The organism is Cellvibrio fontiphilus (assembly GCF_042646205.1).
GTDB classification, from domain to species: domain Bacteria; phylum Pseudomonadota; class Gammaproteobacteria; order Pseudomonadales; family Cellvibrionaceae; genus Cellvibrio; species Cellvibrio fontiphilus_A.
Genome location: NZ_JBHRTF010000002.1, coordinates 622,148 through 641,078, shown reverse-complemented (window position 1 = coordinate 641,078; position 18,931 = coordinate 622,148). Strand labels below are relative to the sequence as shown.

At 54.2% G+C, this 18,931-nt stretch carries 13 protein-coding genes; 2 read left to right on the top strand and 11 right to left on the bottom strand.

Annotation, left to right across the window (positions count from 1 at the left end):
* Positions 1-140: 140 nt before the first annotated feature.
* The 8 genes from ACFODX_RS04615 to ACFODX_RS04580 all read right to left on the bottom strand — a co-directional run bounded on the left by ACFODX_RS04615 (position 141) and on the right by ACFODX_RS04580 (position 7,226).
* A complete protein-coding gene (locus tag ACFODX_RS04615) occupies positions 141-569 on the bottom strand; it encodes a group II truncated hemoglobin (protein ID WP_378116528.1) in 429 nt (142 codons plus the stop codon).
* Positions 566-1,225 carry a hypothetical protein gene (locus ACFODX_RS04610; protein ID WP_378116526.1) on the bottom strand — a complete coding sequence of 220 codons (660 nt, stop codon included), beginning with the start codon at positions 1,223-1,225 and terminating at the stop codon, positions 566-568. The genes ACFODX_RS04615 and ACFODX_RS04610 overlap by 4 nt, the downstream gene beginning before the upstream one ends.
* A gap of 68 nt (positions 1,226-1,293) precedes the next feature.
* Positions 1,294-1,725: a Na+/H+ antiporter subunit G gene (locus ACFODX_RS04605; protein ID WP_378116524.1), complete on the bottom strand. Its 432-nt coding sequence runs from the start codon at positions 1,723-1,725 to the stop codon at positions 1,294-1,296.
* A 9-nt stretch (positions 1,726-1,734) separates the two neighbouring features.
* Positions 1,735-2,004: a K+/H+ antiporter subunit F gene (locus tag ACFODX_RS04600; protein ID WP_378116522.1), complete on the bottom strand. Its 270-nt coding sequence runs from the start codon at positions 2,002-2,004 to the stop codon at positions 1,735-1,737.
* The gene (locus tag ACFODX_RS04595; protein WP_378116520.1) at positions 1,986-2,516 is read right to left on the bottom strand and encodes a Na+/H+ antiporter subunit E; all 531 of its coding nucleotides are present in this window, start codon (positions 2,514-2,516) and stop codon (positions 1,986-1,988) included. Before ACFODX_RS04595 ends, ACFODX_RS04600 begins: the two co-directional genes overlap by 19 nt.
* A gap of 2 nt (positions 2,517-2,518) precedes the next feature.
* Positions 2,519-4,033: a monovalent cation/H+ antiporter subunit D gene (locus tag ACFODX_RS04590; protein WP_378116518.1), complete on the bottom strand. Its 1,515-nt coding sequence runs from the start codon at positions 4,031-4,033 to the stop codon at positions 2,519-2,521.
* Positions 4,030-4,422 (bottom strand): Na+/H+ antiporter subunit C, encoded by a 393-nt coding sequence (locus ACFODX_RS04585; protein WP_378116516.1) that lies wholly within the window; start codon positions 4,420-4,422, stop codon positions 4,030-4,032. The genes ACFODX_RS04590 and ACFODX_RS04585 overlap by 4 nt, the downstream gene beginning before the upstream one ends.
* Positions 4,422-7,226, bottom strand: a complete 2,805-nt coding sequence (locus tag ACFODX_RS04580) for a monovalent cation/H+ antiporter subunit A (protein ID WP_378116515.1) — start codon at positions 7,224-7,226, stop codon at positions 4,422-4,424. Before ACFODX_RS04580 ends, ACFODX_RS04585 begins: the two co-directional genes overlap by 1 nt.
* A 26-nt stretch (positions 7,227-7,252) precedes the next feature.
* Between ACFODX_RS04580 and ACFODX_RS04575 the strand changes: the two genes are divergently transcribed.
* Positions 7,253-7,399 (top strand): hypothetical protein, encoded by a 147-nt coding sequence (locus tag ACFODX_RS04575; protein ID WP_378116512.1) that lies wholly within the window; start codon positions 7,253-7,255, stop codon positions 7,397-7,399.
* A 576-nt stretch (positions 7,400-7,975) separates the two neighbouring features.
* Here the strand turns inward: ACFODX_RS04575 and ACFODX_RS04570 are convergent.
* The 3 genes from ACFODX_RS04570 to ACFODX_RS04560 all read right to left on the bottom strand — a co-directional run bounded on the left by ACFODX_RS04570 (position 7,976) and on the right by ACFODX_RS04560 (position 18,720).
* Positions 7,976-12,400: a pectate lyase family protein gene (locus ACFODX_RS04570; RefSeq protein ID WP_378116510.1), complete on the bottom strand. Its 4,425-nt coding sequence runs from the start codon at positions 12,398-12,400 to the stop codon at positions 7,976-7,978.
* Positions 12,397-12,918 carry a PEP-CTERM sorting domain-containing protein gene (locus ACFODX_RS04565; RefSeq protein WP_378116508.1) on the bottom strand — a complete coding sequence of 174 codons (522 nt, stop codon included), beginning with the start codon at positions 12,916-12,918 and terminating at the stop codon, positions 12,397-12,399. The genes ACFODX_RS04570 and ACFODX_RS04565 overlap by 4 nt, the downstream gene beginning before the upstream one ends.
* Positions 12,919-13,080: 162 nt before the next feature.
* Positions 13,081-18,720, bottom strand: a complete 5,640-nt coding sequence (locus ACFODX_RS04560; RefSeq protein ID WP_378116506.1) for a pectinesterase family protein — start codon at positions 18,718-18,720, stop codon at positions 13,081-13,083.
* Between ACFODX_RS04560 and ACFODX_RS04555 the strand changes: the two genes are divergently transcribed.
* Complete coding sequence (locus ACFODX_RS04555; RefSeq protein WP_378116504.1) at positions 18,709-18,900, top strand: hypothetical protein; 192 nt, start codon at positions 18,709-18,711, stop codon at positions 18,898-18,900. The genes ACFODX_RS04560 and ACFODX_RS04555 overlap by 12 nt on opposite strands.
* Positions 18,901-18,931: the final 31 nt, after the last annotated feature.

The following is an 18,931-nucleotide window of genomic DNA, read 5'->3' as shown; positions in this document are numbered from 1 at the left end:
AAACAGATTGGAAAAAACTAACACTAGCGGAGCATTGTTATGGTTGTTTGCCCCTAGGAGGCGCTCATACTGCGCGCTTAAAAAGGGCGCGTCAAGCGCAAAAAAACAGACTAATCATCACCAGATCTTGTGGCTAATAATCAAGTTGAATGCTGTGTCGCAACATGTTTGCTCGCCATCACAATACGCTCCGCAGGAACGCGCAATTGTGCAAGCAGGTAAGTCGCAAAATCCTGCGGATAATTCTGTAGCGCAATCGCCCGCTCCATACATAACAACCAGGCATCGCGTTCGTGCGCACCAATCGGCAAGTGTGAGTGATCGCGCGGGATATTAATGCTGCCGTATTTTTCCGCGTAGAGCGATGGCCCGCCCATCCAACCACATAAAAAGCGCGTGAGTTTATCGCGCGATTCGGTTAAATCTGTTTTGTGCATCGCACGGATAATTGCGGCTTCAGGCAATTCATCCATAAAGCGATAAAAATCATCCACCAGTTGACGAATACCGGCTTCGCCGCCGGCGGTTTTAAAAGAGGTGTCGGAGAATCCGTAGAGAGTTGTAGTCATTGTTTATAGTTTACTGCCTTACTTTCTTGTTCATGAAGTAATTCCTGAATTCTAGTTATTTGTTTCTCTAAAAAATCAGAATGAAGTTCTGCTCCTCTACTTCTTTCTTCTATGTCATAAGCCTCAAAATCTTTCACATGCTTTTCTATTTGATTGATTAATTCCAAAAATCCAGAATATTCATAACTTTCAAATGCATCAACTGCATCAACTGCATCAACTGCATTCAAATATGCTCTGGATTTATCTATTTCTTGATAAAATTTTCTTCTGACTTCTTCCTGATTGGACGAATCATTCACGATGGATAAAATGGAATCACTGTAATGTTTGTAGAAGACATTTTTAAGGAATCTTATTTGCTCCTGCGCCTTCCATATCATTTCTAAGTATCTATTTACATAAATATTTTCCTTCCAAGCACTTAGGCCAAGAAATGCCACAATTGAAGCCATTAGGGCTGCACATGAACCAATAATCGAAGCCAACGTAGAAACCCAACTAATGAATTTAGTTTCAATTTCTTCTCCAAGACAAACACTTAGAATAAATGACACAATTCCACATAATCCGATAATACCGAAGGTAATAATTGAAACTCCTATTAGGAATTGATTCGCAGTTCGTTTTCCTAAAATTTTATTTATTAATGCCATTACACAATCTCGCCCCAAAAAGAATTCATGATTATTTTCCGCTGACCACTTTATTTGTGACGCGAATTTTATAAGTCGGTGATTCTTCGAATATGATCATTAACAGATTCAGTGACAAAACGTCCTTCCGCTATTGCAGCCTTGGCTTCCTGTTCTGCCTTGATCAGGTCATCTTCCCAGGGCTTGCCGCGTGTGCGTTCAATAGCGGGGAGTTTTAAATGCAGCGCGGCTTTGGCGACTATGTGGCAGCTGACCGGAGCGGTGATGAAGAGGAACAGGGCGATTAATAATTCGTGCAGGCTCAAGCCATCGCCTTGGGTCGAAAAGAAAATCACCGAGCCGAGGATGATGCCGCCCACCCCCAGGGTGGTGGCTTTGGCGGGGCCGTGCAGGCGCAGATAAAAGTCCGGCAGGCGCATCAGGCCGATGGAGCCAATCAGGGCGAAGGTGGCGCCGGCGAGCAAGAAAAAGCTGATCAGGTATTCGGTCAGGACTGACATAGATTCCCCCTATTCAATAATGTCGCCGCGCAGCAGGTATTTGCTGAGCGCCACTGTGCCGACAAAACCCATGACGGCAATGAGCAGCGCCGCTTCAAAGTACAACATGCTGCCCTCGTAGATACCAAACAACACCAACATGGCGATGGTGTTGATGTACATGGTATCCAGCGCGAGTATGCGGTCGGGCAGCGAGGGGCCGATGATGAGGCGCCACAGGTTGAGGGCGATGGCGAGGCCCAGCATAAAGAGCGCGATGTTTATGGCTGTGGTGAGCATTCAAATACCTCCTTGAGAGGGGCTTCGTAGCGCTGTTTCATCTCGGCGATGGCTGCCTCCGGGTCGGTGACATGCAGGCTGTGAACCAGTAGGTAGCGGCGATCCAAACTTAAATCCGCCGAGACTGTGCCGGGGGTGAGTGAGATGGTGCTGGCAAACAGGGTGATGGTGAACTCCTGTTCTATGTCGAGCGGCACCTGCATAAACGCCGGCTGCAGTTTGCCCATGGGGCCGAGGATACGCAGCGCCAACACCAGGTTGGCGATGACTATGTCCCAGAGCACCAGCAGCACAAACTTCACCAGTAACCAGGGTTTGTGCAGCTGCAGGGATTCCGGCCAGAAACCCTGTGCCAGCCAGGGAATCAACCAGGCGAGTATGGCGCCCAAGACCAGCTGACCGGCGCTGATTTCATTGGCCAGCAGCAGCCAGAGCAGCAACATAAAAACGCTGAGCGCCTTGTGTGGAAACCAGCGCCGTGTTTTGGGCACTGTGGATGACGGTGGGTTCATGGTTAACTCCCCTCAACAGCAGTGAAGGCTTGCATGGATTGGATATAGGCCTCGGGTGCGAGTAACTGTTGCGCCAGCGCCTGGGTGTAATCCAGCAGGACTGAAGCCCCCAAGGTGATTGCCACTACGCAGGCGAGCAGCCCGATTATCGCCAGCAGTTCGCCTTTACCTGCTGGCGCAACCTGGGGCAAGGCCTCGCTGGTGCGCCAGAAAAAAGTCGAACCACTGCGGCTCAGCGCCATGAGGGTGGCAAGGCTGCCGGCCAGCAACAACACCCACAGCCAGACCGCGTTGGGTTGATCAACAGCAGCGCTCAGCAGCAGTAATTTGCCGATAAAACCACTCAGCGGCGGCAGGCCAATCACACTCACCGCGGCGATAAAAAACAGCGCACCCAACAGCGCCGATTGCGCCAGACGCGGGCCTTTGGCAATGCGATCACCCAGCTCACCGCGCTGGCGGCGAATCAGGTCAGCGAGTAAAAACAGCGCACCGCAAATCAGGGTGGAGTGAACCAGATAGTAAAAACTCGCCGCCAGCGCCGCCTGGGTATTGAGCGCAACACCGGCCAGCAGCGTACCCACCGACACCACCACCAAATAGGCGATTTGCACCCGCAACTCGCGCGCGGCCAGCGCCCCCAATAAACCCAGCGCCAGGGTAATCAGCGCCAGCGGCCAGAGCCAGGGCAGCGCCAGGTTGGCAACTGCGCCGGCACTGTCGCCAAAAATCAGGGTGTAAGTGCGCACTATGGTGTAAACACCCACTTTGGTCATGATCGCAAACAACGCGGCCACCGGCGCACTGGCCGAGGCATAGGCGCGCGGCAGCCAAAAGTAGAGTGGCGCTATGGCAGCCTTAAGGCCAAACACCACCAGCAAAAGTACACCGGCGGTAGCGGCGATAGGAGCATCGGCGGGGTCGAGCTGGGCGATAGCGGCTGCCAGTGCCGCCATATTCAGGTTGCCGGTCAAGCCGTAGAGGGCCGACACCGCAATCAGAAATAGCGCCGACCCGGCGAGGTTGATCACCACGTAGTGCAAGCCGGCGCGTGCGCGCTCGGCACCGCGCCCGTGCAGCAGCAGCGCGTAGGAGGCAATCAGCAACACCTCAAAAAACACAAACAGGTTAAACAAATCGCCAGTCAGGAAGGCGCCGTTTACACCCAGCAACAGGAACTGCACCATGGCGTGCAGCTTGTCGCCGGGGCCATCGCTACCGCGCGCGGCATAGCTGAGGCTGAACAGCGCCAGCACCGAGGTGAGCACTAACATAAGTGCACTTAGGCGATCCAACACCAACAGGATGCCAAACGGCGGCAGCCAATTGCCCAGGGCGTAAAGGTGGATCTGGCCGTCGTTGGCGATTCGCAACAGCGCAATCGATACAGCGACCAGCAGTGCGGCAGAGATCAGGCTGACACTGCGGATCAATAGCAGCGAGCGGCCGGAGAGGAAAATCAGCAGTATCGCGCTGCACAGCGGCAGCAACAGGGGGGCAATCAGCAAATGACTCACACCTCGTCCTCCTCTAGTGGGCGCACCGGTTTGACCGGTTTTTCACCCAGGCCGGCGGTGCCATCCACATGGTCGTTACCCAATTCGGCGCGGGCGCGCAGGGCCAGTACCAACAGGAAGGCGGTCATCGCAAAACCTATCACTATGGCGGTGAGCACCAGTGCCTGGGGCAGCGGGTCGGCGTAACTGAGGGTTGAACTGAGGCTGTCGCTTTTACTGACAACCGCCGGTGCACCGGTGCGCAGCCGCCCCATCACAAAAATAAACAGGTTGACCCCGTAGGACAGCAGGGTGAGGCCGAGAATGACCGGGAAGGTACGGGCGCGCAGCAGCAGGTAGACACCGCAGCTCACCAGTACGCCAATGACCAATGCAATCAGTGCTTCCATTATTTAGCCTCCTGATGAGTATCGGTGTAGGTGGTTTGCGCCAAATTGCCCAGCTGCGCGAGCATTAGCAGGGTCGCCCCCACCACGGTGACATAGACGCCGGTGTCAAAAATCATCGCTGTCGCCAGTTCAAATTTGCCCACCAGCGGCCAGTCCACGTAGGTGAAACTGGTGGTGAGGAAGGGGTAGCCAAACAGCCAACTGCCGATGCCGGTGAGGGTGGCAATCAACACCCCAAACACCGCTACCCGGCCATAATCCACCGGCAAACGCTGTTGTACCCAGGCCGAGCCACTGCACACGTATTGCAGAATCAGCGCGATGCTGGTGATCAACCCGGCGATAAACCCGCCGCCCGGCTGGTTGTGGCCGCGTAGGAAGATGTACACCGAGACCATCAGCGCCAGCGGCAACAGGATGCGCGACAGCACCGTGAGTATGGGTGGGTAAGGATCGCGCGCCCAGCGACGGCCCTCGCCATCCATACCCGGCAATGGCAGACGCAGGCCGTCCAGCATCAGGTACACGCCCAGGCCGGCAATCGCCAGCACGGTGATTTCACCGAGCGTATCAAAACCGCGGAAGTCCACCAGAATCACATTCACCACATTGGTGCCACCGCCACCGCTGACGCTGTTAGCGAGGAAGAAGTCGGCGAGGCTGGTATCGTAGGGGCGCGTGAGTATCGCCAGACACAACAAGCCCACGCCCAAACCGGCGCCACCGGCGAGCAGAACATCGCGCACTACCCGGCTGCGGTCGGAATCATGGGGGGTGATTTGCGGCAAAAAGTAGAGCGCCAGCATCAGCAGGATAATGGTCACTACCTCCACCGAGATTTGTGTCAGTGCCAGATCCGGCGCGGAAAAACGCACAAAAGCGAGGGACAAAATCAAGCCCACCACACCCAGCACCAACAGCGCCGCCACCCGGTTGTGGTGGATAAACACAGTCACCAGCGCAGCAATCATCAGCACTGCGGCCAGCAGTAGACTCACCCAGTCCAGCGGCGTCAGGGCGACATTGCCCAGAAGTTGGCCAAGCGGCCAAAACTCCACCGTGGCCAGCAGCAGTGCAGTGGCGATAAACAGCGCCGCCGAGCGCTGCAGCGAACCGTTTTCAATGGCATCGGTAACGCGCTGGGCAAAACGCACTACCCCCTGGATACGTTTTTCAAATTCCTCTTTTTCATCCACCCGATATTTGCGTTCATAAAAGGCAAACAGCCCTTTGCGCTGGTAGTAAAGCAGCAGGCCACCCAACAGCGCCGCCACACTCATCGCCAGCGGCAGGTTAATACCGTGCCAAATGGCAATGTGATACTGCGGAATACCACCGCCCAACACCGCGTAGCTGGCGGCATCCAAAAAGGGCGCAACGGTGTAGTTGGGCACTATGCCCACCAACAGGCAGAGCACACCCAAAAGTGCCATGGGCAGAATCATGTAGCGCGGCGGCTCGTGGGGCGGGAACTTGGGCAGGTCGATGGGCTGGCCGTTAAAAAACACATCGTGGATAAACCGGTAGGAATAGGCCACCGCAAAAATTCCCGCCAGCGTCGCCAGCAGCGGGATCAACCAATCAAAGCCCCACATCAGCTCCACCTGCAGGGTCTCGGTAAAAAACATCTCCTTGCTCAGGAAGCCATTGAGCAGCGGCACCCCGGCCATGGCCGAAGCCGACACCATGGCCACAGTCGCGGTGATCGGCATGTACTGCCACATACCGTTGATGCGGCGCATATCGCGGGTGCCAGTTTCGTGGTCGATGATGCCCGCCGCCATAAACAGCGAGGCTTTAAAGGTCGCGTGATTGACTATGTGGAACAGCGCCGCCACCGCCGCCAGTTCACTGCTAAAGCCGAGCAACATAGTGATCAGGCCGAGGTGGCTGATAGTGGAATAGGCCAGCAGCCCTTTGAGGTCATGTTTAAACAGGGCGTTGTAGGCGCCAAACACCAGCGTCGCCAAACCGGTAAAAGTGACCAGATAAAACCACAAATCCGAACCGGACAGCGCCGGGTAGAGCCGCGCCAGCAAAAACACACCGGCCTTCACCATAGTCGCCGAATGCAAATAGGCCGATACCGGCGTGGGCGCCGCCATGGCGTGGGGCAGCCAAAAGTGAAAAGGAAACTGCGCGGATTTGGTAAAGGCGCCAATCAAAATCAGGATCAGGGCGATGGGGTAAAGCGGGTGCGCCTGAATCAAATCGGCTGAGTTAGTAATCACTTGCAAACTGTAAGAGCCAGTAATCTGGCCAAGCAACAGTGCACCCGCAAGCAGGGTCAGCCCCCCTGCCCCGGTAATCGCCAGCGCCATACGCGCCCCTTTACGCGCCTCGCTTTTGTGCGACCAGTAGCCAATCAGCAAAAACGAACTGAGGCTGGTCAGCTCCCAAAACACAATCAATAACAGGATGTTGTCGGACAGCACTATGCCCAGCATCGCCATCATAAATAGCTGCAGCAGTGCGTAGAGGCGACCGAGGGAATCCTGGTTAGAGAGGTAATAGCGCGCGTAGATAATCACCAGCAGGCCAATGCCCAGGATCAGCAGCGCAAACATCATGCCCAGGCCATCCAGCCGCAGGCTTAAATCCAGACCCAACTGTGGCAGCCAGGGTTGATGGAAGAAAAACACCTGTTGCTCAAACAGCGCCGGCAGGTAAGACAGCAGCAACGCCAGCGCGAGCAGCGGCCCAAACGCAGCGGCAAGCGCACAGACATTGCGCCCAAAACGTTCAGCCACAGGCGGCAGGCAGGCACCCAGCAGTGGCAGCAGGATAATCAGTAACAATTCCATTTCAGATCCCCGAAAGAGGTGGAAACATGCACAACAACAGCCAGCCGTTAACTGACTATACGTACAAATTACTCAAGGATATGAAGGCCAGGCGGGTCGGTGAAAAACGGATGGCGGCGACGCAACAAACTCCAGCGGCGCAACCAAGAGTGGTAGAGGCCCAACACCAATAGTCCGGGTGTGAGGGTAAGGGGGTGAGCTTGTGAAAAAAATGACAGGCACATAAGCACCTTATACCCATTTTGCAGAGCAGATACCAGACACTAAGCGTTTTTTCACACTTGCTGACACGGCTTGATAGAGGCGCTATGGCCAGCCTGAAAACACAAAAGCCACAGCCGATTGGCTGTGGCTTTGTGGTAAAAATTTGCGATAAAACGAAAACTAGGCGGGAGCTAAAACAAACATCACTGCGTGTGCGGCAATTAACACAGCACAGAGCATAAGCTGCTGCCGGATGCTGAGTGTGGACATACTTCACCTGCTTAAAAATGGGCCTGGGCCCTGTCTATGATTGTTTCTTATTCACTTATTCAACTGATTTGCAGCGGATGGTTTTGGCCAAACGCATCGACAAACCACAAAATCCCTATAGACAACTCGATTTATATCATACAAATATTTACAGACAAATACTGAATTACTATATCAACGATAGAAAAAGGCCAATTTATGCGCCATTTGTCATAAGCACCCAAACCCCCGGCCATAGCCATCACAATGGCCAGGGGTTTTTATAGCCGCTGGAATTACTGGCAAGCGACGGGTATTAGCGCCTCCATGTAAGTTCTGTCTGGCGACAACGGCGAGTTAAACGGGGCATCGCCGTGTTTACCGGCGGTGAGGGTCACGTAGTCCACCAAGTCCTGACCGGCGGCAAAGCGCCAGCCATTGATGGCATTGAGTGAAGCCGCGTTATAGTTTTGCGACAAATCCGCCACTGTGCCGTTGCTGGCGGTGAGTGGGGTTTTGGTGGCTTCATTCACCACACAACTGCCGCTGCCAAACCAGAGGAAGTTGCGGTCGTTGCGGAAGAAACCGCCGCTGATGTCTTTGAAATAGTTGTTGGCAATTTCACTCAGCGATGCCTCCACCGAACTCTTTTCTTGCAAGCTGGAATTCACCACAAAAGCGTTGTCTTCCAGGAAGGCGCTGGCACCCACGCGCAAACTCAAAATCTCTTTGCGATAATTCACAAAGACATTATTGAACATGTGCGTTTTACCGCGGCGCAGTAACGGCACGCGGCGCAGGGTATTGCCGAGCAGCATGTAGCTATCGTCAGTTGTCACAAAGGCGTTGTGGTGCATAGTGGTGGTGATGTTGGCGTTGATGGTGCGGCTGTCGCTGGAGCCATGCAGTACCGCGCGCTTCACATTCACTAAACGGTTGAACGACATGGTGATGTGATTTGCACCGATTTTGACATCGAATGCTGAATCGCCGGTGGTATCAAAGGTATTTTTGTGAATCCAAATATCCTGCGATGCGCCGGTGGAGCGAATCATATCCGGATCAACGTAATGATCTTCCGTGTGGCCTGCGCCCTGGAATTTCAAATGGGTGAGAATCACATTTTGCGATGTTTGTGTGGGCACACCATCGGCATCTTTTCCAATCGCAAAACCGCTGAAAATAAAATAGGCTTCAGTGCCGCGACCATCGAGGGTTTTGTTAGAACCAATCGCCGGAATGCGGATTGGAATACTGCTTTTGTTCATCGCCTTGTTGAAAAATTCGGTGCGGCAGCTTGCCAAATCATTGAAACCCTTGCGTGCACACCATGCATGGTAATCAATACATTCTACTTCGCTCGCATCCAACAGGGATTGCACCGTGGCGTTGCTGCAATACTGGCGGTACATTCCAATTTCACTGGGCTGCGCAAATTCCACTTTATCGAACACAATCCAGTTGTGCGCGTTGTCTGTCAGTGCATTTATTAATTGCTGCTCAACCGTCACGCTCGAATTTTTGGTGATGATGGTGAGTTTGCTGTTGCCGTTGGGATCAAAACCGCCTTTGGCATTTTCACCGTAACCCACCGCTTTACCGAGCGACTGCGACAAACACTCCACAATTTCCTGATCGGTTTGCAAGGAAGTATCGCGCCAATTTACGTTGGGGTTAGTGGCGATGCTAATACAATCTGCACTCAGGTTTATATTGTCAGGAATATAAGGCGCACTGGACGATGCGCTGCTGATGCTCGATGCAATTGCACTTGATGGTGTTGAAGAAACTGCAAGGCTTGACGCACTTGCAACTACACTCGCCGCACTTGATGAAGGAATAGCTGAAGATACAGATGAAGCGACAGAAGAAGAAACACCTGCACCATCGGTATATTCCAGCACTAAATTATCAATCGTCACACTTGCTGAACTTTCGGTGCGCAGCGCAATAAATGAATTGCCCGTACCCACGGCCGGAGTGATGGTGACTTGCTGGCCTGCAGTCAAACTATTCGCCACCACTTCATACACTTTTGAATTCGCACCGTGAATGGAATTGCCTTGGCTGGTGGTGTTGTTATCCACATACACCTGCATTTTTCCGGAGCCAGACGCAGCAATCACCGTGAAGCTAATGCGATAAGGGCGCGTTAAATCAAAATCGCCATTGGCATTAGTATCACTCGCCGTAGTGGATGCACGCGGTGGACGGTTGCCGATAGTAAAACGCGCACCCGCGAGGGTGAGTTGATTATTAGCGATGGTAATTGCACTGCCGCCACCAGTAATAAAATACAGCGGCGCGGAAGCATCGATAGAAATGGATTGATAGGCCGCACTAAACAGCGTGTTTTTATCGACCGCAAAACCTTCGTTAATCAATGCACTCACAACCGGTGCAACCGATGAACTTGCTTCACTGCTTATTGATGTGCTGCTTGCTTCTGAACTCGCGGCTTCACTACTTGCTGCAACACTGGATGGTGCAATGCTTGATGCAGCCACACTAGATGGTGCTGTACTTGATGGTGCCGTACTTGAGAGCCCCGTACTTGAGAGCGCTGCGGAAGATGCAACACTGGAACTGGCCGCTGAACTGGTCACTACAACACCGCCGCCAGAAATTTTACCTACGCCTACGTTCGCCATCACAATCGCAGGGACATGGTTCGCTGCATCCATTTCTACAACGTAAGGCACAGTGACGGCGCAGGTGGATTGCAACTGGCCATCCACCACTTGCGGAATCACCAATGCACCGTTACCCACGGTGCGGCTGTAATAAATTTCCGGCAGCACTGTGTTGTCATTATTGGTTTGCCAGCAACCGGGCACCGAGGAATCGTCCGACGCAATCAGCGGATTATTCACGTTGTAAAAATAATTGCTCTCCACCAATGCCTGGGCGTTCATGCGCGAGTTAATTGCATGGAACATATAATCCATACGGTCATTGGACCAGTAGTTGTTATACATATGCACCAGTGCATGGCGAATCAGCGGCGTGCGCTGTTCAATATTTTTATACCAATTGTGATGAAAAGTGATGTTGGTATTTTTATTGTCGCTGTCGCTGGAACCGATCAAACCGGCGCGGCTGGAATCGTTAAATAAATTGTAGGAAACCGTCACGTTGGTGACACCGGCTTTCATATCCAGCAGCGAATCATAACCGTCTTTTTCACCGCCGGAAGCTTCCAGCCAATTGTGGTCGATCCACACACGGTTCACATTGGTTTCCATACCAATCGCATCACCGCCGTTAGAAACCGGTGAACCACTTTTTTTCACATTGCGGATATGCAAGTTTTGCAAAATGATATTGGAAGCATCGCGTACATGAATGCCGATTTCTTCAAACAGCGCGTTGGTGCCCACACCAATAATCGACACATTGCTCATCTGTTTTATTTCGATGACATCGGCCTGGGTGTTACAACCCTGCGCCGTGGTATTGGCGTGGCTGATAGTACCGTTTACCAAAATGGTAATCGGTGTACTCATGGTCGCGCGGCTGCAAAGTGCGGCATTTAATTCAGTGCCAGTTGTCACTGTGACTAGTGCACCACCTGCGCCACCGGTCACACCGGCGTGCGCCGCAAAGCCTTCCATTTTTGCCGGGCGCAATGCGCCGTTATAAGAGGCAAGACTGCTGGAAGTTTGATTCGCCGCCGAAGAACTGATTGCACTGGATGAACTACTTGATGCTGGTATCGATGAAGGTGCAACAGAAGACGGCGCTACAGATGAAGGCGCAATTGATGATGCAGCGACAGAAGATGGTACGACTGACGATGCAACTGATGAAGACGAACCAGCTACAACATCATCCAGATATTCAATGACCAAATCATCGATAGTGACTGACGCAGAACTTTCGGTGCGCAGTGAAATAAAAGAATTGGCCGTGCCGATTGTTGGCTGCAATTCAATAACTTGCCCCGCCACCAAACTATTTGCACTCACATTAAAAATGCGCGAGGCGCTACCGTGCAATGAATTGCCTGCGCTGGTGGTGTTGTTATCCACCATCACTTGCACTGCGCCGGAGCCGGAAGCAGCAACCACACGAAATGAAATACGATAGGGTTTACTTAAATCAAAATCGCCATTAGCACTGGTATCGCCCGATGTGGTGTTTGCGCGCGGTGGTTTATGGCCAATGGTAAAACGCGCCGCTGCCAGGGTTAATTGATTATTGGCGACGGTAATTCCGCTGTTGCCACCGGTGACAAAAAATAAGGGTGCCGAGGCATCCGTTGAAATGGATTTATAGGCTGCACTGAATAAAGTAACTTTATCGACATCAAAAGTTTCGTTAAACAGCACGCGATTTACCGGAACAACTGCTGTGCCACTCGCCGACCACACCAATGCCGAGGGATTAAATGCAGTAGCGCGATTGTGGCGAATTTTAATGGTATCCGTCGGCGTGATTTGTTCACCGCTGGCAAGATCGCCAATAACAACATTGCCATCCAGAATCGTGGTGCCAGCACCGCTCGCGGTTAAGGTTTGCGCGGCGTTAGTAATTGCCTGCTCGCCATTTTTAACGGTGACGGAAAACACGTAATCGTAAGTGGTGCGGTCGATGCGGGTTTCACTTAATTTATTTAACGCTACCACATTTAAATCCAGCGCCAGGCTGTTGCCTGCACATGCCAGCATGCACAGTGCGGAAAGTGTTTTTAATACGCCGTTGTTAATTAACTGTTTCATACTGCCTCCTGCTGCTGGCGAGCGCGCAGGCCCAAGGCAATTAAGCCCATAAATAACAACATCAAACTGGCGGATTCAGGTACAGAGCGAATCACATTAGTCGCTGTGCCCGATTCAATTACCGCAAAGTCGGCATCATAAAAATCATAATTTAATGCCGGCAATGGCAATTGGGAGAGATAGGTAAAAGCAATGCGCGCAACACCGGAACTTAATCCATTCGGATTAAAACTATCGAACAAACCGGCGCCGAGTAGTGCATCCGGTTGCAGCACAATTCTGTCCCAATCTAATGGGCTGGAAATAATATTCAGATCGGCAAACACTGTTTCAGAAAAATACAGTGAAAAACCTTGGATGGTTTCACCACTGTCGCGTGAAAAATAAATATCAACTGTGCCTTGGTTATTTACCACTTCGGAAAATTCGGTGGTGATCAAGCCAGCCTTGGCTGGACTTGCGATACAAAACAATAGGCTAAACGCCAAACCTATGATGTTAAAAAATGGCTGTTTCATGTGTTACCCCTGTTATTAAAATGATGAACATCGTGGGGTATTGATTGAATAACATTGTCCGATTGAAATTATTTTTTGAATGTCCTTCTGGCTGGATCACTTGCGCGGTGCACAAGATTAAAAACAACGACCGGCATTTACCGGTCGTTGCTGCACTAGTGTTTATCGAGTCACCTCCAGCTGCCAAATACGAATGCCACCGCCGGCGTCGCCATTGCGGTTCATCAGAATAAACAACTCGGTCACTGTCTCATCGCTCAGCGTCACTTCCATAACGGAATTGCTAGTGCCGCAGGCCGATGCCACTTTCCAGGCCTTGGTATTTTGGTCTACCAACGCAATCTGGCCGTTCACACAACTACCCGAGGCGTTGGAGTAGGTGATTTTCACTGTGATGGGCAAGGCGCTGGGCGCAACCGGAATTGAGACATAGCGGGTTACACCGCCGGTGCCGTTGAGGATTTTAGGATCCACCTGGCCGCTGGTGCCCTCCACCATGACCACATCGCTCTTGAACGAGGTGCCGTTATAGTTGATGGCATACACCGGGCCGCTGGCTTCGTGCAAACGCAGCGAGCCTGAAGTGGGTGAGTAGAAATTCAAACCACTCACGGTAAAAGGCGCCGGGTTGGCATTAAACGGATAGTTGCCGCTGGCAAGGGTGCCCAGCATGCCGCTGAATTCCGCCAGAGTCGGAGTCCAAGTGGTAGTTGTGGGCACATGGGCCGAGCTGCTGGAAGCACTGGCTTCACTGCTGCTTTCTGCACTAGTGGATGCCTCACTGCTGGCGCTTTCTGCGCTGCTGGATGCTTCACTGCTTGAGCTGTCGCTTGCCGCCGAGCTGGAGGGCTCGCTGCTGGATGAACTGGCAGCACTGGAGGCAGTGCCAAAATTCACACAGTCGGTGGTATCGCCCGGCAGTGGGTTCCAACCGGCGCCGTTGTTGTAGGCGGCAAAAATCTGCGCGCGATTGCAGTAGCTGCTGGCCACTTCACCCAGAGATAACTGGTAGCTGCTATCGGCGACCCGACCGCTGACATCGAGTGTATCGCCCGCCAGGTTCATGCTGGCAAACTCGCGCCAGCCGCTGGTGGCAGTGGCGATTACCGGGTTGGGCAGCGGGCTGGTGTTCCAGCCGGCGGTGCGGATATGGGCATCCATTTTGGTGTTGATAAAGACTATGTTGTCGAAGTAACTCACACTGCCGCCGGAGCGCGCCAGCCAGGTTTGGTTGTCGGCAATTTCATGGTTGAGCGGGCCGGGGCCGCGGGTGAGGCTGGAGTTGAGGAACACAAAGCCCTTGTCCGCCGCGGTTACCGTGCGCGCCTGCAGGATATAACCGCCGCTGCCATTGCCGCGCGAATCACCCAACGAGCGGATCTCACTCTCTTCAAACAGCGCTACGCGGTTGTTGCCCCAGATGAAATCCACGTTGCCGGCGATCAGGCTGCGGTAGAACCAGCTATAACCCTTGACCTGAATGGTGTCCTGTTCGGAGATAAAGTTGGCGTTAGTCGCTAGCAAACGGCCACTGTCGTTGTTGAAGTAGATCACCTCGGCCTGACCACCGGAGCCAATCAGGGTGTCATTTTTCAAGGTCAGTTGATCCAGCTTGAGCAGGTCTGATGTCTCCACCAGGAATACACTGCGCCCACCCGCCGGGCTGCCCGCCGCTTGGCTGGCGCCGGTGCCGGAGTTGATGCCCTCGTTATTGGTGTAGTGAATCACTACCCCTGCGCGGCTTTCGCCCTGCAGGGTCAGATTGTTTTTGCCGCGCAGGAACAGCAGCTCGCGATAGTCGCCATTCTTGATGCTGATGGTCGCGGGGGTATCTCTGGCGACTGTCTGCACTACGTGGTTAATAGCGCCCTGCACTGTGCGGAAATCCGCCGGGCCGTTGTCGTCCACCGTGACATCACCGGTCGCCGGCGCGGCAGTTTTGGTAGTGAAACTCCAACCGGCCGCTTTGCCCAAACCGACAAACTCGCTGCCATTAAGGGTTGCACCAGTCACCACTCCTTCGGCAATCGCCACGTAATAGCTGGTGTTGTAGGCCAGCTTGCTGTTGTCCGGGGCGATGGTCAGGGTATTGCCGCTAATACTGAGTGGGCTGGTTTTGACTATGCGGTAGCTGCCCTGCCCGCTAAAGCCCAGGGTGTCGGTGTTATCGCTCAGGGTGATGGTGTCCACCACCGAGTCGTCGCTGGTTTTGTAAATGCGAATCCGCCCGCTGCTACCCAGGGTGGGCGGCGCATCAAAGGTGATCGACAGGCGGGTATCCACATGGGCGCTGGCCTCATTCACCGCCGGATCGACACGGCCACTCAGGTCGTAGGTCTGGCTGGGCTGTACAAACTCCGGCGCAATGGTGGCATTGATCACATGGGTTTTGCTCGGATCGGAGCCGCTGGTCAGGGTGATACTGGCACTGCCGCCGCCCACCGGGGTAAGGCTCACCTGATTGCCCGCAATACTCACCTGCACTACCCCGGTATCACTCGACTCGGCGGTGAAGGTATCCGTTTCTCCGGCACTGTTTTTGGCCGTGACAGTCAGCGCCGTAGGCAGATCGCCTGCTTCAGCCACGTAGGTGGTAGTGCTGGGCGCTACCGTGAACTGCACCGGTTTGACATCGGCATTGCCCACTTTGATGTCGTCGATTTCAAACGACTTGTTGGTGGTGTAAAGGCCAATCAAACCGGCCGCGCTGAAGCTGGTATCGGTGCCGCTAATCACCGGCGCACCGTTGAGGTAGACCACAATCGCACTGCCTTTGAATTCAATGCGCAGGGTATACCAGGTGCCATCGCTGCCACCGGCGGTGCCCTGTTCAATCGGAGTGTTGTAGCGGGTAAAAATGTTGTCGGTAAAGACCCCGCCCACCATTTTGCCTATGGCGACACGGGTGCTGGTGCTGGTGGCCTGTACGTTAAAGCCGGCGCCGTACCAGTTGTTGGCATCCTGCGCACGCGCGATCACATACAACTGCTTGTTGCCGGTGGTGCTGTTGTTGCGCGGGCGAATGCGCGCCTCCACGTAATAATCGCCGCTGGTGACGCCGGTAAAGGCAGCGGGTTTGACCAGCGCCAATACCCCACCGGCGCTGCCGGCGGTGTAGCGCAGCATCTGGTTGCTGTTTTGGGTGAACAAATCGAAGCTACCCACCGGGCCGGCGACCGGCAGCAGGTTCCAGTAGGCGGCGGTTTCGGCGGAGAAGTCATCGCAGAAATACACATCGGCACCACAGTTCATGGCGATAGGTGCCTCGGAGGAGGCCGCTGAAGAGCTGCTGGCACTGGCGGGCGCTGAACTGCTGGAAGCGGCGCTGCTGGAGGCCGGGATTTGCACTGGCTTGTCGGTATTCAGGCAATCGCTGCACTTGCCTGCACCGGCGGCGGCAATGATGGTATTGGCCAGACCATCGGCGTTTTCCAGGGTGTAGCTGTAGTAGCTCTCGGGCGTCCAGTAGCTCGCGGCCGAATTGAGCGTCAAGGGCGTTGCCAGCCCGGCCGCGTAGTTCACCGCCGCGGTCATCACATCCACCGGCTGGCCATTGAGCAGGGTTCCGCTGGCGTAAAACAGGGTGGAACAATCCGCGGCGCTATAACCGGCATTGGTACAGGCGGCGATGGTGCCTGAATCCTGCTTGAAACTGACGCTGTAGAGGTTGTGTACCGTTGCCTCTACCTGATCGGTAGACGCTTCGATATTAAACACGTTGTTTTCGGCGTAGATCTTGCCGAATTGACCGGTGGCCAAACCGACCGAGAAGGCGTAGTTGCGGTCGCTATCGATGGGTTTGAGCTGGCCGTCGTAAACGTTGTTGTACACATGCACCATGCCCATACGCACACGCGGCAGGCGCTGGGTCACATCCTTGAACAGGTTGTGATGCATGGTGAGTTTGAGGAACTGCGGGCCGTTATCCACCGCAATCGAGTCCGAACTGCCCACCAAGTGGGTTTTGTCGTGGTCGTGTACATAGTTGTGCGACAGGGTCACGTAGTTGGCGTTTTTGGTGATATCAATCGCGCCATCGTGATGCTGGACTTTCATCTCCGGCAGGTTGTAGGGCGCGGCAAATACCGGCGGGTGCAACTTGTCCAGGTTGGTGCCATCGTTAAAGGTACAGTGGTCTATCCACACATGGGTGGCACCGTCGATGCTGATGTTGTCGTAAGCCGAGTTCCAGCGCCCGCCGCTGTCGGTGGGGTCCCACTGCGGGAACATATCGAAGGCGTCTTCAAAGTGCACATTGCGGATGATGATGTTGTCGTAGGGCGAGCTGAGGCGAATATGGCCGCGCACAATTTTGGCGTTATCGCCCAGCCCGATAATGGTGGTGTTGGAACCCACTTTGATCTGGATAACCGCTTTTTGTTTGTTGGCTGCACAGGCGCGCGCCGCTTCCAAATCGCCGCTGACCGGCGCTGTGCCCCAGGCGCCGTTGGGGTCATAGAAGGCCACATAATCGTTGAAGTCATAGGCAACCTTGATGCTGTTGCCATCAATCGGGCAGACATAATCCGCCTCGGTATTCTCCACCAGGGCCTTGTTCATATTCATGTTGATGGTGCCATCCACATAAATAATTTTGGGTGTGGTATCAACCGTGCCGCTAAAACTACCGTCGTCGTTGATGGTGAGATTGGTGTAGAGCGCGGCCAAGAGTTCGTTGCGATTGGTCACTGTGTAGGTGTGCGCCTGATCCGCTGTCACACCGCCATTGGTGCCGGGATAGCCCAGATTGTTAACACCCACCGAGGCCCAGCCATCGGCGGAATCAAACGCCGAGGGTGCGGCAATCACACTGGAAGAACTGGCAGCAGAACTTGGCTCCGGGGAGCTGGCCACACTGGAAGCGGGTACGGAGCTGGCCGGCGCACTTGAAGCGGGCGCGGAACTGACCGGTACAACAACCACTGAACTCGCCGCCGAGCTGGACGCCGGCACACTTGAGGCGGGCACCGAACTGGCCGGCGCACTTGAAGCAGGCGCGGAGCTGGCCGGTACAACAACCACTGAACTCGCCGCCGAGCTGGACGCCGGCACACTTGAGGCGGGCACTGAACTGGCCGGCGCACTTGAAGCAGGCGCGGAACTGGTGGGTATTACAACCACTGAACTGGCCGAACTGGAGCTGCCATCCACCGGCACCCCGACGTTAGTCAGGGTTTCGCGCAGGTGGGTGATGGCATCCTCTATCGCCACCAATGCCTTGGTATTGGAGCCACTGTTGGCCACCAGGTTAACCACCGCCGTGGATGCGGCAAATGCTTCAATGCTCAGGTTGAAATCCACGGCGGTCGCCGCTTGGGCTGCCGCTGCATCAATACTGATGCCATTGGTGGGATCGCTGTCGCTATCCAAAGACTGCAGCAGGCGGGCGATATTAACCACCATCGCCACTTCCAGATTGGTGGTCTGGCCCATATCCAGCGGCGTCACGATTTGTTTGGCCGGCACCGGTGGGAACTCCAGCGCGCCGATAAAAAAGGTCACTGTCTCGCCGGGCAAATAATTGAACTCGCCGCGTTCATTGGTCACGCCGCTTTGGGTTTGGGTGCGATAGCCAATACCGGCGACAAAGGCATCCACCAAGACACCCACCACCGGGCTGGCGATGCTGCTGGTAGCCTGCGCTGAACTGGCCGGCGCCTGACTGCTGGTCTGCGCCGCTGCACTGGAAGGTTGATTGCCACTGGGGCTGGAGCTGGCAGGCGAACTGCCGTTTTTGTTATCGCCACCACAGGCAGCAAGCAGTGCACTGAGCAATACAGCGGATAGCAAATGGATTTTCATGATCTTCTCACAGTTGTTGTTATTGTGGTCACAGCGACGAAAACGCCGCCCAATACCAACGCCAGAGCGCTGGCGAGAGCCTCTGGTATCAACCGCGATGAAATAACACTGCCTGAACAATCATCTTTATATAGGTCTGGCCGCCAAAGCAGCACCAGCCACAGCGCAAGGCTGTTTTAAAACCAATAAGGGAAATAACCCAAGGCGCAAC